Genomic DNA, 15,853 nt, shown 5'->3' on the forward strand with positions numbered 1-15,853 from the left:
GTTGGCTGCGGCCTGCCTTACTCGGTGGTCGGTCGCCGCCCTGCGTCGGGCAGGGGTTTGGATGTTTATGCGGACCAAACCCTAGCCGACGCGTTCTGGGGGTTCGCGGGGAGGGGGGCCTAGAGGGTTGGGCGGTTCGCTGGAATGGCGGCTGCGGGTTGTTTGTGGTTGATCGCGCAGTTCTCCGCGCCCCTGGCGGCGTTAGCGTTGGCGCGTGTCCTACTTCGACGCTGCTTCCAGTGCTCCCCTTCATCCCGTCGCTCGTCAGGCGCTGTTGGCCTCCCTGGACGAGGGGTGGGCTGATCCCGCGCGGTTGTACCGGGAGGGCCGACGGGCGCGGTTGCTGCTGGACGCCGCCAGGGAAGCCGCTGCCGAGGCTGTCGGGTGTCGTCCTGATGAGCTGACCTTCACCTCGTCCGGCACACGGGCCGTACACACCGGAATCGCGGGTGTTCTGGCTGGGCGGCGGCGCGTCGGGCGTCACCTGATCGTGTCAGCGGTTGAACATTCTTCCGTGCTCCATTCGGCCGAAGTGCACGAGAGGGAGGGCGGTTCGGTCGATCGGGTGACGGTCGAGCGGTCGGGGAGGGTGGATCCCTCCGCCTACGCGGCTCTGCTCCGGCAGGACACCGCGCTGGCCTGTCTCCAGTCGGCCAACCACGAGGTGGGGACGGAGCAGCCGGTCGCCGCCGTGGCCGAGGCCTGCCGGGCGGCCGGGGTGCCGTTGTTCGTGGACGCGGCTCAGTCGCTCGGGTGGGGGACGGTCGAGGGTGACTGGTCGTTGCTGGCGGCCAGTGCGCACAAGTGGGGTGGGCCGTCCGGGGTAGGGCTGCTCGTCGTACGCAAGGGGGTGCGGTTCGCCGCTCAAGGGCCCGTGGACGAGCGGGAGTCGGGGCGGGCGCCGGGGTTCGAGAATCTGCCGGGCATCGTCGCGGCGGCGGCCTCGCTGCGGGCCGTGCGGGCCGAGGCGGCCCAAGAGGCGGTACGGCTGCGGGAGCTGACGGAGCGGATCCGGGTACGGGTGCCGCGGCTGGTGCCGGATGTGGAGGTGGTGGGGGATCCGGAGCGGCGGTTGCCCGGGATCGTCACCTTCTCCTGTCTCTATGTCGACGGGGAGACACTGCTGCACGAGCTGGACCGGAAGGGTTTCTCCGTTTCGTCCGGCTCGTCCTGCACGAGCAGCACGCTGACGCCCAGCCATGTGCTGAAGGCGATGGGGGTGCTGAGTGAGGGGAATGTGCGGGTCTCGTTGCCACGAGGGGCGACGGCGGAGGATGTGGAGAGGTTCCTCGCCGTGCTGCCGGGGGCGGTGTCGGGGGTACGGGAGAAGCTGGGCGCGCCGACACCGGTGGCGGTCATGAAGGAGGACGAGCTCGTCGTCGACGCCCTGGGCAAGCGGTGCCCGATCCCTGTGATCGAGCTCGCGAAGGTCATCGGGGACGTTCCGGTGGGCGGCCTGATCAGGGTCCTGTCGGACGACGAGGCAGCACGACTGGACATCCCCGCGTGGTGCGAGATGCGCGAGCAGGAGTACGTGGGCGAGGAACCGGCGGAAAACGGAACGGCATATCTGATCCGCCGGCTCACCTGACCCACCCAAAGGGGCGCGGGGCCGTGTCGATATGCGGCTACCTCCGCGTGTGCGCAACCAGCCCCTACGCCCCCGCAGACGGCAAACTCAGCCCAGATACCCCTGAACCTCAGCCGCAGCCTCATGCCCGTACGCCTTGGTGAACCGCTCCATGAAGTGCCCCCGACGCAGCTGGTACTCCTGCGTACCGACCGTCTCGATGACGAGCGTCGCCAGCATGCACCCGACCTGCGCCGCACGCTCCAGCGAGACCCCCCACGCCAGTCCCGACAGGAACCCCGCACGGAACGCGTCACCCACGCCCGTGGGATCGGCCTTGCGCTCCTCCTCCGCGCAGCCGACCTCGATCGGGTCCTGACCGACCTGCTCGACACGGACACCGCGCGAGCCCAGCGTCGTGACCCGGTGGCCGACCTTGGCGAGGATCTGCTCGTCCGTCCAGCCGGTCTTCGACTCGATGAGGCCCTTCTCGTACTCGTTGGAGAACAGGTACGTCGCGCCCTCCAGCAGTATCCGGATCTCGTCGCCGTTCATACGGGCGATCTGCTGGGAGAAGTCCGCGGCGAACGGAATGCCGCGCGAACGGCACTCCTCCGTGTGACGGAGCATCCCCTCGGGGTCGTCGGCGCCGATGAGGACCAGATCGAGGCCGCCCACGCGGTCGGCGACGGTCTTCAGCTCGATGAGGCGGGCCTCACTCATCGCCCCGGTGTAGAAGGAGCCGATCTGGTTGTGGTCGGCGTCGGTGGTGCAGACGAAGCGCGCGGTGTGCAGCGTCTCGGAGATACGGACGGACGCGGTGTCGACGCCATGGCGGTCCAGCCAGGCCCGGTATTCGTCGAAGTCGAAACCCGCGGCGCCGACCAGGATCGGCGCGGTGCCGAGCTGGCCCATACCGAAGGCGATGTTCGCGCCTACGCCGCCCCGGCGTACGTCCAGATTGTCGACCAGGAAGGAGAGCGAGACCGTGTGCAACTGGTCCGCGACGAGCTGGTCGGCGAAGCGGCCGGGGAAGGTCATGAGGTGGTCGGTGGCGATGGAGCCGGTGACTGCGATGCGCACGGCGAGGACTCTCCTGAGGGGAGGGTTTATTGACAGTTCACGCTACCCGGTCGGCACGGGCCTCTGAAGCCGCCAAAACTACCCGATAGTAGATCTTTCTTCGCGGGCTCCGACCTGCATACGGTGCCGTCATGACGAACCTCAAGGTCCACGCCCCCGTTCCGGCCGACCTGGACGGCGATCTCGCGGCGCTGCTCGGCGACTGTGCCCGGATGGCCCCGCACTGGCTGGCTCCCGACCGGGTCGCTGCCCTTCCCGTCTCCCCCTCACTCATCCACGGCGTGACCGTTCCGACCGAGTCCGCCCGGTTGCTGGACGCGATGTCGGACTACGGCGACTGAAACAGCGCCTCCCGGGGAACCATGCACTCCCCCGCTGCGTCCCATCGCTGTCCCCCGTAAAGGGGATGTGGGATACGACCCTCCAGCCGGCCGTTTTGACAGGGCCGGGTCAGGGTCATAGGGACAGATGCGCGGCCGAAGGAGCGATGCGGTGAACACCGAGCGACCCGACAACGACGACGACGCCGAGGTCGGCAAGGCCACGGGCGCCGATGAGGGTGCCGGGGTCGCCGAGATCGCCGACGAAGACGGCGGTACGGCGGCGGAGGGGGCCCCGGAGGCGGAGGCCCCCGGGGAAGCCCCCCAGGAGGACGCCGCGGAGGCGTCCGAGGCTTCCGGGGTCGCTGAGACTTCCGAGGCGGACGAGACCGCCGGGGTCAGCGAGTCTTCCGAGGCTCCCGAGCCCGACGAGATTCCCGAGCCCGCCGTAGCTTCCGGGGCTGCCGAGCCCAACGAGATTTCCGAACCCGCCGGAGCTCCCGAGGCTCACGAGCCCGCCGGAGCTCCCGCGGCTTCCGAGGCTTCCGAGGCTTCCGAGGCTTCCGAGGCTTCCGAGGCTTCCGAGCAGGAGATTCCCCGGGACGGCGAGCCCGAGGCCCCGCACTCCGCCCGGCGCCGCTCCCCCGTGCTCATCGCCTCCGTCGCGGCCGCCGTGCTGCTCGTCGGGGGCGGTGGGGCGTATCTCGCCACCTCGGCCTCCGGTGGGTCGGGCGGTGGCGGTACGACGTCCGGGGCGAACGGCGACGACACTCCCCCGCTGCTCAACCTCGACGGGTACACCGGGGGCGACGGCGGCACGACCGGCATCGCGCCGGGTGAGCCCAACCCGTACGGCGTCACCTATCAGGCCGATGGCACACTGCCGGACGGCCCCGGCGAGGCCCCCGTGTACCGGGCGATCGGCGAGGTCACCAAGGACGACGTGGCCCGGCTGGCGAAGGCGCTCGGAGTGGACGGGACGCCCGTCCTGGAGGGCAAGGCCTGGAAGGTCGGCGGGCAGGAGGCGGCCGGGCCGAGTCTGCAGGTGAACCAGCAGGCGCCGGGGGCGTGGACGTTCCACCGGTACGCGCCGGGGACCGACGACTGCCAGAGCGAGACCGTGTGTGCGAGCGACCCCGCCGCGCCGGCCGGCGACCCGGTGAGCGAGGAGGCCGCGAAGCAGGCGGCGGCGCCGGTGCTGAAGGCGGTCGGGCAGGACGACGCGAAGGTCGACGCGAGCCAGGTCATGGGCGCCCAGCGGGTGGTGAACGCCGATCCGGTGGTCGGTGGGCTGCCGACGCACGGCTGGACGACCGGGGTCACCGTCAACGCGCAGGGCGAAGTGGTCGGCGGCAGCGGTCAGTTGAAGACGCCGGCGAAGAGCGACACGTACCCCGTCGTGAGCGCCGAGAAGGCGCTGGACCTGTTGAACACCGTGCCGGCGACCGACCACCGCATGGGCATCGGCGGCTGCGCCACCTCCGTACCGCTCAAGGACCGCCTCGAGACGCCCTGCGGGGCGGAGGGGACCAGTACGCCGAAGCAGGAGACGATCACGGTCGAGAAGGCCGTGTTCGGGCTGGCCTCGCACTACGTGGACGCCCGGCAGGCCCTGGTGCCGTCGTGGCTCTTCGAGGTGCGGGCGTCCGGCGCGCAGGACGGCTTCACGGTGACGTACCCCGCGATCGACCCGAAGTACCTGGCCTCGACCACACCGTCCTCGGCGCCCACCGACGAGCCGACGGGCCAGCCGAGCCCGCGGCCGACCGGTCCCGACCCCGACGAGCCGACTGCGGCGCCGGCCGAGCGTGATGTGAAGGTGGAGGGCTACACCGCCGAGGGCGACGAGCTCACCGTGACCTACACGGGCGGGGTCTGCGCCGACTACAAGGCGTCGGTGGTCGAGGGCTCCGACCATGTGACGGTCCAGGTGACCGAGACGCCCTGGCCGGACAAGAAGATCTGCATCATGATCGCGAAGATCTACCACGAGACGGTGCAGCTGGACGAGCCCGTGGGCGACCGGAAGGTCGTGGGCACGGACGGCACCGGGGTCCCGCTGGAGAAGGCGGGGGCACGGCTGCCGGAGACGTCCGGGGCGCGGTAGTCCGCACGCTCCGGAACACATGAAGGCGGCGGCCCTGTCGGAGGGGGCCGCCGCCTTCACCGTCGTACGGATTCGGCTGGATCTCGCGGATGCAGCCGGCGTACGGATTTAGTTGAACGAGTCGCCGCAGGCGCAGGAGCCCGTCGCGTTGGGGTTGTCGATCGTGAAGCCCTGCTTCTCGATGGTGTCGACGAAGTCGATCGACGCGCCGCCGAGGTAGGGAGCGCTCATGCGGTCGGTGACGACCTTGACGCCGCCGAAGTCCTTGACGACGTCGCCGTCGAGGGAGCGCTCGTCGAAGAAGAGCTGGTAGCGCAGGCCCGAGCAGCCACCGGGCTGAACGGCCACGCGCAGGGCCAGGTCCTCACGGCCTTCCTGGTCGAGCAGGGCCTTGACCTTCGCCGCGGCGGCGTCGGACAGGAGGATGCCGTCGCTGACAGTGGTCTTCTCGTCCGATACGGACATCTACATCTCTCCCGGGTTGTACGGAGACTGCTTGCCGACGGTTCCAACCGTCAGGGCCGCGGATTCATTCCGGGCCGCGCGCCTTGTCTTTTCGCCTGTTCTTTCATGCTCGCACACCCGCGACGAAGCGAACAGCGGCCCGAAGATCACCCGCCGGTGCGGTGCCGGGATTCATGTCACATCGACGCTATGACCGTCGTCAAAGTGACGTGAACCGGGTTATGATAGATAACGTCAGATCGACGAAAAGTAGAAAGGGTGCGTGCCGTGACCACCGCCCAGACCACGGAGCTCGACGTACAGCCGACTCCTCTCGCCCTGCTGCTCCTCGGCCGTGAGGCCGACCCGAAGAGCGAGCGGGGTGTCGAGTGCCCCGGCGACCTGCCCTCGCCGTCCGACCCGGACCTGGTGGAGCGTGCCCGCGCGGCCAAGGAGAAGCTCGGGGACAAGGTCTTCGTGCTCGGCCACCACTACCAGCGCGACGAGGTCATCCAGTTCGCCGACGTCACGGGTGACTCCTTCAAGCTGGCCCGGGACGCGGCCGCGCGCCCGGAGGCCGAGTACATCGTGTTCTGCGGTGTGCACTTCATGGCGGAGTCCGCGGACATCCTGACCGGCGACGACCAGAAGGTCGTGCTGCCGGACCTGGCCGCCGGGTGCTCGATGGCCGACATGGCCACCGCCGAGCAGGTCGCCGAGTGCTGGGACGTGCTGACCGAGGCCGGGATAGCCGAGCAGGTCGTGCCCGTCTCGTACATGAACTCCTCCGCGGACATCAAGGCGTTCACGGGCAAGCACGGCGGCACGATCTGCACCTCGTCCAACGCCAAGAAGGCTCTTGAGTGGGCCTTCGAGCAGGGCGAGAAGGTTCTCTTCCTCCCCGACCAGCACCTCGGCCGGAACACGGCCGTGCGGGACATGGGGATGACGCTGGAGGACTGCGTCCTCTACAACCCGCACAAGCCGAACGGCGGGCTGACGGCCGAGGAGCTGCGGGCCGCGAAGATGATCCTGTGGCGGGGTCACTGCTCGGTGCACGGCCGCTTCAGCCTGGAGTCGGTGCGGGACGTGCGCGAGCGGATCCCGGGCGTGAACGTGCTGGTGCACCCCGAGTGCAAGCACGAGGTCGTGGCCGCGGCGGACTACGTCGGTTCGACCGAGTACATCATCAAGGCCCTGGAGGCCGCTCCGGCCGGCTCCAAGTGGGCCATCGGGACCGAGCTGAATCTCGTACGCCGGCTCGCGAACCGTTTCGCGCCCGAGGGCAAGGAGATCGTCTTCCTCGACAAGACGGTCTGCTTCTGCTCGACGATGAACCGCATCGACCTCCCCCACCTCGTCTGGACCCTGGAGTCCCTCGCCGAGGGCAACCTCGTCAACCGCATCGAGGTAGACAAGGAGACCGAGGCGTTCGCGAAGCTGGCGCTGGAGCGGATGCTGGCGCTGCCGTAGGACTCCTGCGGCGCCCGCTCACCCCTCGGGGTGAGCGGGGTCCAGGCTGAAGACCGTCCCGTTCGGCGTGTTCACGACCACCGCCCCGCCGTCCAGCGACACCTTGGACTTGGTCGTTTCGCCGCTGGCGAGTTGGTCGGCTCGGGCGCCGGTCTCCCAGAGCAGCGTGCCCTTGCGGGAGTCGAGGGCGGCGACCCGGCCGCTGATGCTGGCCAGGTAGAGCGTGTGGGTGGTGGGGTCGTAGGTGGGCCGGCCCGAGTCCTCGACGCTGGTTCGGGTCTGCCAGAGCTGTTTGCCGGTCAGGGGGGAGACCGCGGTGACCTGGCCATTGGCTCCGGTGATCCAGACGGTGCCGGCGGCGAGGCGGATCGAGCTCTTGTAGGTCTGCTTGAGTTCGGTCGTGGTGGTGGCGCCGGTGTCCGGGTCGATGAGCCGGATCTCGTCGAAGGTGTTCTCCTCGAGGCGGGCCGGGCCTGAGCCGCCGTTGACCGCGACGCCGACGGCGAGGCGGCCGTCGACGGTGCCGAGCAGGCCGCTCCCGTTCGGGGTGCTCAGACGTCGGCGCACTGTTCCGTCGGTCTTGTTCAGTTCCAGGAGTACGGCGTCCTTGGACTCGTCGTCCGGGAAGCAGTGCGCGTACAGGCGGGAGCCCGCCGTCCCGAAGGAGCAGTAGTCGCCGGCGGGCAGCTGTGTGGTCCAGCGGTCGGTGCCGGTGCGCGGGGAACGGGCCGTCACCAGCCGGCCGCCGGCGTCGGGGGTCATGATGAGGTCGCCGGCCATGAGCTGGTCGGCGCTCGGCCCTCCCCGGTCGCGGGCCCACAGCTGGTCGCCGGTCTCGGTGTCGAGGGCGACGATGCTCGACCTGGTGCTCCCGTCGGCCGCGAAGACGTCGTGCTGCAGGATCATCGCGTCGTCCCGCACGCCGAGGAGTGCGAAGTTGTTCCCCGACGAGTCCGTGCCCTCGGCGGAGGTCGCGAGGGCGGAGCGCCAGACGGTGGCGCCGGTACGGCTGTCCAGGCGGACCGGGAGGACGGTGTTGCCCGCACAGTAGACCGCGTTCTCGTACGGCTGGCAGGTGGCGTCGCTCGTGTCCTCGCCGGCCTTCGCCAGCGGGTTGACCTCGCCCGACCGTGCGGTCTCGAACATCGTCGTCTGCCAGGCCTGCCAGCCCTTGGGCACCGCCGACCAGCGGGTGACCCCGGACGTGGCGACCGAGCTCGTCTCCTGGGGGGTGTCCGAGAATCCCGGGCCGAAGCGTATGTACCCGAGCAGGCCGAGGCTCACCGCGCCCAGTGTGCCGACGGTCACCAGCAGGCGGCGGCCCCTCCGGGTCCGGCTGCGGGGCTTCGGCAGGCCGGTCACCATCGCCGGGTCGGCGTCGCCGTAGGTCTCCTCGGTGGTCCTCAGGTCGGCCAGCCGCAGGGTCGTGGTGTCCGGGTCCATGGGGTCGGGCTCGGGCAGGGCCTCGGCGAACTCCTTGGCCAGCACGTCCAGTCGGGGCCGGTCGGCGGCCTCCTTGACCAGGCAGCGCTCCAGGACCGTGCGCAACGGCTGCGGCACACCGTCCAGTCCGGGCGCCTCGTGGACGACCCGGAAGGCGGTCAGATACGGGCTGTCGGCGTCGAAGGGGCCGCGTCCGGTGGCCGAGAAGACCAGGAGGGCTGCGAGCGAGAAGACGTCCGAGGCGGGCCCGACCGTGCGGGCGTCGGTGAACTGTTCCGGTGACATGAAGGGCGGGGTGCCGATCATCTGGCCGGTCTCGGTCAGGGTCTGGTGGTTCTCGGCGGCGCGGGAGATGCCGAAGTCGATGACGCGGGGGCCGTCCTCGGCCATCAGGACGTTGGCGGGCTTGAGGTCCCGGTGCACCACTCCGGCCCGGTGGATGTCCTCCAGCGCCTCCACCAACCCCAGGGCCAGCCGCCGCAGTTCGGCGCCCTTGAGGGCTCCGTGGTCGCGGATCCGTTCGGCGAGGGAGCTGCCGGGGACGTACTGGGTCGCCATCCAGGGCCGTATCGCCTCCGGGTCGGCGTCCACCACGGGCGCGGTGAAGGCGCCGCTGACCTTGCGGACGGACTCGATCTCGTGCCGGAAGCGGGCGCGGAAGACCTTGTCCTCCGCGTACTGGGCGTGCACCACCTTGACGGCGACGTCACGGCCCGAGCGCGATCTGCCCCAGTAGACGACCCCCATGCCTCCGGAGCCGAGCCGGTCGACCAGCTTGTATCCTCCGACCGATTTCGGGTCGTCCTTGTGCAGTGGCACGACCGGGATCCCCTTCACCGTAAAGCAGTTCGAGCCACAAGATACAGAACGCCGGAACGCCGACGGCCGGGCTCCGGACGGTCGTCGTCCAGAACCCGGCCGTCGCGGCCGTCACACGCCCGCGGGTTCCGGCTGGGCCGGTGCCTCCGTCTTCTGAGCCTTCTTCGCCTTCTTGGCCGCCCGCTTCTTCGCGCGGCGCTCCTTGCGGAGCTCCAGCATCGTGTAGAGCGTCGGGACCAGGAGGAGGGTCAGCAGCGTCGACGTGATCAGACCGCCGATCACGACCACCGCCAGCGGCTGGGCGATGAAGCCGCCCTCGCCGGTGACCCCGAGGGCCATCGGGAGCAGGGCGAAGATCGTCGCCAGGGCCGTCATCAGGATCGGGCGGAGCCGGTGGCGGCCGCCCTCGATGACGGCGTCCACCGTCGGGTACCCCTGCTTGCGGTACTGGTTGATGAGGTCGATCAGCACGATCGCGTTCGTCACCACGATGCCGATGAGCATCAGCATGCCGATCATCGCGGGGACGCCCATCGGGGTGTCCGTGATGATGAGGAGGCCGATGGCGCCCGTCGCTGCGAACGGGATGGAGACCAGCAGGATCAGCGGCTGGGCCAGCGAACGGAACGTCGCCACCAGCAGCATGAAGACGATCGCGATCGCCGCGAGCATCGCCAGGCCCAGGTTCTTGAACGCGCTGTCCTGGTCCGAGGTGACGCCGCCGATCGAGGCCGTGGCGCCTTCCGGGAGCTTCAGGGCGTCGAGCTTGGACGTGAGGTCCTGGCTCACGGCGCCCGTGTTGTCGCCCGTCGGCTTGGCGGTGACGGTCGCCGCGCGCTGTCCGTCGATCCTCGTCATCGAGACCGGGCCGTCCGCCAGCTTCACCGTGGCGATGTCACCCAGCTTCACCGGGCCGAGCTTCAGGTTCTTCAGCTCGTCCAGGGTCTGCGCCGGCTTGGCCGACTTGATGACGACGTCGCGCTCGGTGTCGTCCAGGATCGCCTTGGCGGCCGTGGTGCCCTTGACCGCCTCGGCGACGGCCGCGCCGAGGGTCTGGTCGTTGAAGCCCGCAGCGGCGGCCTTGTCGTTGGCCTTCACCGAGATGCGCGGCACGCTCTGCGCCAGGTCGCTCGTCACGTCGGTGACGTCGTCCAGGCCCGCGACCGTCTTGCGGACCTCCTCCGACGCCTCGCGCAGGACGTCCGCGTCGGCCGCCTTCACGACCACGCTGAGGTCCTGGCTGCCGAAGCCGTCGCCGGCCGCGATGGTCGTCGTACCGATGCCGTCGAGCTTCTTCAGGCCCGCTTCGATGCGGTCCTGCACGTCCTCGTACGAGGACGAGTCGTCCAGCATCACCTGGTACGAGGCCTGGTTGGTGTCCGTGCCGCCGCCGAAGGCCGCCATGAAGCCGGACGAGCCGATGGTGACCTGGTAGTCCTTGACGCCCTTGGTGCCGGCGAGCAGCCCCTCGACCTTCTTGGCCTGCTCGTCGGTGGCCGCCAGGCTGGTGCCGGGCTTCAACTCCTGCTTGACGGTGAGGACTTCCTGCTCGCCCTGGTCGAAGAAGTTGGTCTTCAGCAGTCCGGACATGCCGAACGTGCCGATGAGGATCACCACGGCGATCAGCACGCTGGTCAGGCGCCGGCGGGTCGCGAACCGCAGGACGGGGACGTAGAGGCGCTGGAGCCTGCTCTTCGCCTCCTTCTCCTCCGCCAGGCGGCGGGCTTCCTCGGCGTCGGCCGGGGTGCCCTTGGGGGCGCGCAGGAACCAGTACGACAGGACCGGGACGACCGTCAGGGACACGAGCAGCGATGCCAGCAGGGCGGCCGTGACGGTGGCCCACCAGTCAGATTAGCCAACCGTAGTCACGCTGTGGCAGAGTGTGACGTGCACGCTCGGCGCCCAGGCGACGTCGAGCACCCTCCCCGGTCAGGGCGCACATGCCTGACCGGCCAGCGTCCGGAGGGACGTGTCACGCGGGCCGACGGCTTGACCATCGGCACCAGGGCACGATGACGATCGGCCCACGGCGCGGTTTCTTGCGTCACGGTCCTGCGTGCCCCGCAGGAGCAGTCAGCTGATCAGAGACGCTGAAGGAGCCGAACAGCTCACCCGCCCTGCCACTGGTGAACATCAACCTCGAGAGCATCGAGCCTGATGTTCACCAGCGGCAGGCGCAGGCCGAGCGCGCCCTCGGTGGTCAGGCCGTCGATGGCCTTCGCGACCGCGGGGCCCTGGTCGCTGACGACGGTGACCGTCGCGTCCGAGCCGAGATCCTTGCGCATGTCGGCGAGCTTGTCCTCGACCGCGTCGGAGATGGAGACCGCGCTGCCGTCCTGGTCCATCGTCACCATGACCGCGAGGCTGGGCCTGCCGTCGGTGCGGGTGAGGGAGTCGGCCGCGGCCTGCTCCTGCTCGACCGTAGCCACGTCACCGAGGCGGACGGGCTTCTTTCCGGTCTGGCCGGTGACCATCAGGTCCTGGATCTGCCCGACCGAGGTGAAGCCGCCGCCGACCTGGACGGTGCGGTTGGCGCCGTCCTCGTCGAAGGAGCCGGCCGGGACGGTCGCGCCGCCCGCCTGGAGGGCCTGGGCGAGGGCGGCCGAGCTGAGGCCCGCCTTCGTGAGCTTCGTGTCGTCCGGGGTGACGGTGACCTGGAGGTCGCGGACGCCGTCGACGGTGACCTGGCCGACGCCGTCGATGGACTTCAGGTCCGGCACGACGGTCCGGTCGAGCTGGTCGGCCAGGGCCTGCTGGTCCTTGCCGGAGGTGACGGCGAGGACGACGGTCGGCATGTCGTCCGTGGAGCCGGCGACGACCTGCGGGTCGACGTCGTCCGGCAGCTGGGCACGGGCCCGGTTGACGGCCTGCTGGACGTCGGCGACGAGCTGCTTGGTGCCGCTGCCGTAGTCGAAGGACGCCATGATGACGGCGTTGCCCTCACTGGCCGTGGAGGTGACTCCCTCGATGCCGTCCACCGCTTCGAGGCTGTCCTCGATGGGCTCGACGACCTGCTTCTCGACGACATCCGGCGAGGCGCCCTGGTAGGGGGCGAGCACGGACACCATCGGCAGTTCGATGGAGGGCAGCAGCTGCTGCGAGAGGTGGGGGCGCCGCGATCACACGGCAGGCGATCGCGACCCCCGGTACCTACTTCTGCCCTAGCTCGCTGCGCGAGTCAGGGCTCTCAATTCTTTGAACCCTCCCCGGCCGGGACCGGGGATTCCTGGCTCTCGCTGCTCAACCGCTCAACGAACGACCGAGTCTGACGCGATCAACACCAGCCGGGTTGGAACCAGCCCGGTGCAACGCAGCTTACCTCAATTGGCTGCACAGTACGGGCAATTGGGGTCACTCCACCCTCGGACGTACCAGCCCGGACTCGTACGCGATCACCACGAGCTGCGCCCGGTCCCGCGCGCCCAGCTTGGCCATGGCCCGGTTGACGTGCGTCTTCACGGTGAGCGGGCTGACTTCGAGGCGCTCGGCGATCTCGTCGTTGGAGTGTCCGCCGGCGACCTGGACGAGGACCTCGCGCTCGCGGACGGTGAGCGCGTCGAGGCGGGCGGCGCGGGCGGGGTCGTTGGCGTCGTCCGCCGCGTCGCCCTGGGCGAGGAAGCGGGCGATCAGGCCCTTGGTGGCGGCCGGGGAGAGCAGGGCCTCGCCGCCCGCCGCGATCCGGATGGCGCTGAGCAGCTCGTCGGGTTCGCTGCCCTTGCCGAGGAAGCCGGAGGCGCCGGCCCGCAGCGACTGCACGACGTAGTCGTCGACCTCGAAGGTCGTCAGGATGACCACCCGGACCTGGGCGAGGGAGGGGTCCTCGCTGATCAGGCGGGTGGCGGCGAGGCCGTCGGTGCCGGGCATCCGGATGTCCATCAGCACGACGTCGGCCCGCTCCTCCTTGGCCAGCCGCACCGCCTCCGCCCCGTCGGACGCCTCGCCGACGACCTCCATGTCGGGCTCGGAGTCGACGAGCACGCGGAAGGCGCTGCGCAGCAGTGCCTGGTCGTCGGCGAGCAGGACGCGGATGGTCATTCGGGGTCCTCTGCGGCAGGGGGCTCGGTGCTACGACAACTTCCGCGGGGTGCGTCTGAGTTCCGCGCGCCGGTCATACGGCGTCGTCGGCGGCGCGGCTGCGGGTCTTGACCGGCAGGATCGCATGGACGCGGAAGCCGCCGCCGTAGCGGGGACCGGTGGTGAGGGTGCCGCGCAGGGCGGTGACCCGCTCGCGCATGCCGAGGAGGCCGTGGCCACCGCCGTCGGCCGGTTCGTCGTACTCCCCGGCGCCGTTGTCGAGGACGGTGATCTCGATGTTCGGTCCTACGCGGACGACGCTGACCTCGGCCTTCGCCTCCGTCCCGGCGTGCTTCTGGACGTTGGTGAGGGCTTCCTGGATGACCCGGTAGGCGGCCAGGTCGACGGCGGCGGGGAGTTTGGTGTCGCCGTCGGCGCGGGCCACCTCGACATGCTGGCCGGCGCTGCGGAAGGTGCCGACGAGTTCGTCGAGGCGGTCCAGGCCGGGGGCGGGCTCGGTCGGTGCCTCGGGGTCGCCGGACTGTCTGAGCAGGCCGACGGTGGCCCGGAGTTCGTTGAGCGCCGAGCGGCTGGCCTCGCGTACGTGGGCCAGGGCCTCCTTGGCCTGGTCGGGGCGCTTGTCCATGACGTGCGCGGCGACGCCCGCCTGCACGTTGACCAGGGCGATGTGGTGGGCGACGACGTCGTGCAGATCGCGGGCGATCCGCAGGCGTTCCTCGGCGACGCGGCGCCGGGCCTCCTCCTCGCGGGTGCGTTCCGCCTTCTCGGCGCGGTCCCGGATCGCCTGCACGAAGGCGCGGCGACTGCGGACGGCGTCGCCGGCGGTGGCGCCGATGCCGGTCCAGGCGAAGATGCCGAGGTTTTCCTGGGCGTACCACGGGAGTGGGCCGCCGAGCATGGCGGCGGCGGTGAGGACGGTCATCGTGAGCAGGCCGACCCGCCAGGCGGTGGGGCGGTCGGTGGCGGAGGCGACGGTGAACAGGGCGATCACCGCGGACATGGCGACGGGGGCGCGGGGGTCGCCGGTGACGCACTCGACGATCGAGAAGCTGCCGGTGAGGGCCAACACCGTCATCGGGGCGCGGCGACGGAAGACGAGGGCCACGGCGCTGAGGCCGATGAGGACCAGACTGAGCAGGTCCGGGGTGCGGAAGCCCCAGGTGACGCCGTCCGGTCCGTGCGGGTCCACGAACGAGCCGGCCACCATGCAGCCGAGTACGCCGACCGCGAGTACGGCGTCCAGCGCCATGGGGTGCGCCTTCAGCTGGTGCCGGACGCGCTCGAGGGTGCTCACGTCTGCCAACGGTACGGGTGACCTGCGGGGCTTGGAACGGGGGCCAGCTGTAGGTTTCCTGTGTACTTGCCGAGTGTTGGGCGTGCCCTTGCCGGGGAGAGCGCCCGGGCCTGTGTCAGCCCGGGATCAGGCCGTCGTCGCTGAGCAGTTCCCGGACCTGTTCCAGGGTGGCGTCCGGGGACGGGAGGATCAGGTCCGAGGGTTCCAGGGCGTCGTCCGGCAGCGCCTCGCCCAGCTCGCGGACCTTGGAGAGCAGGGCCTCGAAGGTGCGGCGGAAGCCGGGGCCGTCGCCGTTCTCCATCTCGGCCAGCAACTCGTCGTCCAGTTTGTTCAGCTCGGTGAGGTGGCTGTCGGCCAGTCTCACCTGCCCCTCCCCCATGATCCTGACGATCATGTCGCCCTCCTAAGGCGTGGGCCCTACTGCTTGTCGAAGCGTGGGGTGTCCTGCGGCTGCTGCTGGGACTGCGACTGGCTCGGGCCACCCTCGATGGCCTGCTGACCGCTCGTACCGCCGGCCAGCTCCGCCTTCATGCGCTGCAGTTCCAGCTCTACATCCGTACCACCGGAGAGCCGGTCCAGCTCGGCCTGGATGTCGTCCTTGTGCATGCCGGACTGGTCGTCGAGGGCGCCGGAGGCCAGCAATTCGTCGATCGCACCGGCCCGCGCCTGGAGCTGCGCCGTCTTGTCCTCGGCACGCTGGATCGCCATGCCGACGTCGCCCATCTCCTCGGAGATGCCGGAGAATGCCTCGCCGATACGGGTCTGCGCCTGGGCCGCGGTGTACGTCGCCTTGATCGTCTCCTTCTTCGTACGGAAGGCGTCGACCTTGGCCTGGAGCCGCTGGGCCGCCAGGGTGAGCTTCTCCTCCTCGCCCTGGAGCGTGGAGTGCTGTGTCTCGAGGTCCGTCACCTGCTGCTGGAGGGCGGAACGGCGGGAGAGCGCCTCGCGGGCCAGGTCCTCACGGCCCAGCGCGAGCGCCTTACGGCCCTGGTCCTCCAGCTTGGACGACTGCGACTGCAGCTGGTTGAGCTGAAGTTCCAGGCGCTTGCGGGACGTGGCGACGTCCGCCACGCCTCGGCGCACCTTCTGGAGCAGCTCCAGCTGTTTCTGGTACGAGTAATCGAGGGTTTCGCGCGGGTCCTCGGCCCGGTCAAGGGCCTTGTTCGCCTTCGCGCGGAAGATCATCCCCATACGCTTCATGACACCGCTCATGGGCTTCGCGCGCCCCCTTCTGACCGAGTCCAGCTTCAGCTCTGCGACAGAAC

Annotated in this window: 11 protein-coding genes and 2 pseudogenes; 4 read left to right on the forward strand and 9 right to left on the reverse strand. The window is 70.0% G+C overall.

Features of this window, described 5'->3' with window-relative positions:
• Nucleotides 1–214: 214 nt before the first annotated feature.
• Nucleotides 215–1,591 (forward strand): cysteine desulfurase/sulfurtransferase TusA family protein, encoded by a 1,377-nt coding sequence (locus OHU89_RS15215; protein ID WP_405643149.1) that lies wholly within the window; start codon nucleotides 215–217, stop codon nucleotides 1,589–1,591.
• A gap of 87 nt (nucleotides 1,592–1,678) precedes the next feature.
• Here OHU89_RS15215 and OHU89_RS15220 read toward each other — a convergent pair whose 3' ends face one another.
• On the reverse strand, nucleotides 1,679–2,653 hold the full coding sequence (locus tag OHU89_RS15220) for a carbohydrate kinase family protein (RefSeq protein WP_405643151.1): 975 nt from the start codon (nucleotides 2,651–2,653) through the stop codon (nucleotides 1,679–1,681).
• A 131-nt stretch (nucleotides 2,654–2,784) separates the two neighbouring features.
• Here OHU89_RS15220 and OHU89_RS15225 point away from each other — a divergent pair, with 131 nt between their 5' ends.
• The gene (locus OHU89_RS15225; protein WP_046262616.1) at nucleotides 2,785–2,994 is read left to right on the forward strand and encodes a hypothetical protein; all 210 of its coding nucleotides are present in this window, start codon (nucleotides 2,785–2,787) and stop codon (nucleotides 2,992–2,994) included.
• A 151-nt stretch (nucleotides 2,995–3,145) separates the two neighbouring features.
• Entirely contained in the window at nucleotides 3,146–5,080 is a 1,935-nt protein-coding gene (locus OHU89_RS15230; protein ID WP_405643153.1) for a hypothetical protein, read from the forward strand.
• A gap of 108 nt (nucleotides 5,081–5,188) precedes the next feature.
• Here the strand turns inward: OHU89_RS15230 and OHU89_RS15235 are convergent, their stop codons facing one another.
• Nucleotides 5,189–5,545, reverse strand: a complete 357-nt coding sequence (locus OHU89_RS15235; protein WP_266893491.1) for an iron-sulfur cluster assembly accessory protein — start codon at nucleotides 5,543–5,545, stop codon at nucleotides 5,189–5,191.
• Between the two features lie 267 nt (nucleotides 5,546–5,812).
• Between OHU89_RS15235 and nadA the strand changes: the two genes are divergently transcribed.
• A complete protein-coding gene (nadA, locus tag OHU89_RS15240) occupies nucleotides 5,813–6,997 on the forward strand; it encodes a quinolinate synthase NadA (protein ID WP_307031907.1) in 1,185 nt (394 codons plus the stop codon).
• Nucleotides 6,998–7,015: 18 nt separating this feature from the next.
• On the opposite strand, the gene OHU89_RS15245 is transcribed toward nadA, so the two are convergent.
• The 7 genes and pseudogenes from OHU89_RS15245 to OHU89_RS15275 form a co-directional block, all read right to left on the reverse strand.
• Complete coding sequence (locus tag OHU89_RS15245) at nucleotides 7,016–9,259, reverse strand: protein kinase domain-containing protein (protein ID WP_405643156.1); 2,244 nt, start codon at nucleotides 9,257–9,259, stop codon at nucleotides 7,016–7,018.
• A gap of 111 nt (nucleotides 9,260–9,370) precedes the next feature.
• A pseudogene (locus tag OHU89_RS15250) lies at nucleotides 9,371–11,095 on the reverse strand (efflux RND transporter permease subunit); the annotation flags it as partial.
• A 337-nt stretch (nucleotides 11,096–11,432) separates the two neighbouring features.
• Nucleotides 11,433–12,369, reverse strand: a pseudogene (locus OHU89_RS15255) (efflux RND transporter permease subunit); the annotation flags it as partial.
• A gap of 241 nt (nucleotides 12,370–12,610) precedes the next feature.
• Nucleotides 12,611–13,294, reverse strand: coding sequence for a response regulator transcription factor (locus OHU89_RS15260; protein WP_266893484.1), 684 nt, complete (start codon nucleotides 13,292–13,294; stop codon nucleotides 12,611–12,613).
• A gap of 73 nt (nucleotides 13,295–13,367) precedes the next feature.
• Entirely contained in the window at nucleotides 13,368–14,588 is a 1,221-nt protein-coding gene (locus OHU89_RS15265) for a sensor histidine kinase (protein WP_405643157.1), read from the reverse strand.
• 115 nt (nucleotides 14,589–14,703) lie between these two features.
• Complete coding sequence (locus tag OHU89_RS15270) at nucleotides 14,704–14,982, reverse strand: PspA-associated protein PspAA (protein ID WP_266893482.1); 279 nt, start codon at nucleotides 14,980–14,982, stop codon at nucleotides 14,704–14,706.
• Nucleotides 14,983–15,005: 23 nt separating this feature from the next.
• Complete coding sequence (locus OHU89_RS15275; protein WP_266893481.1) at nucleotides 15,006–15,800, reverse strand: PspA/IM30 family protein; 795 nt, start codon at nucleotides 15,798–15,800, stop codon at nucleotides 15,006–15,008.
• Nucleotides 15,801–15,853 lie beyond the last annotated feature (53 nt).

Source organism: Streptomyces sp. NBC_00019 (genome assembly GCF_045041015.1).
GTDB lineage: Bacteria > Actinomycetota > Actinomycetes > Streptomycetales > Streptomycetaceae > Streptomyces.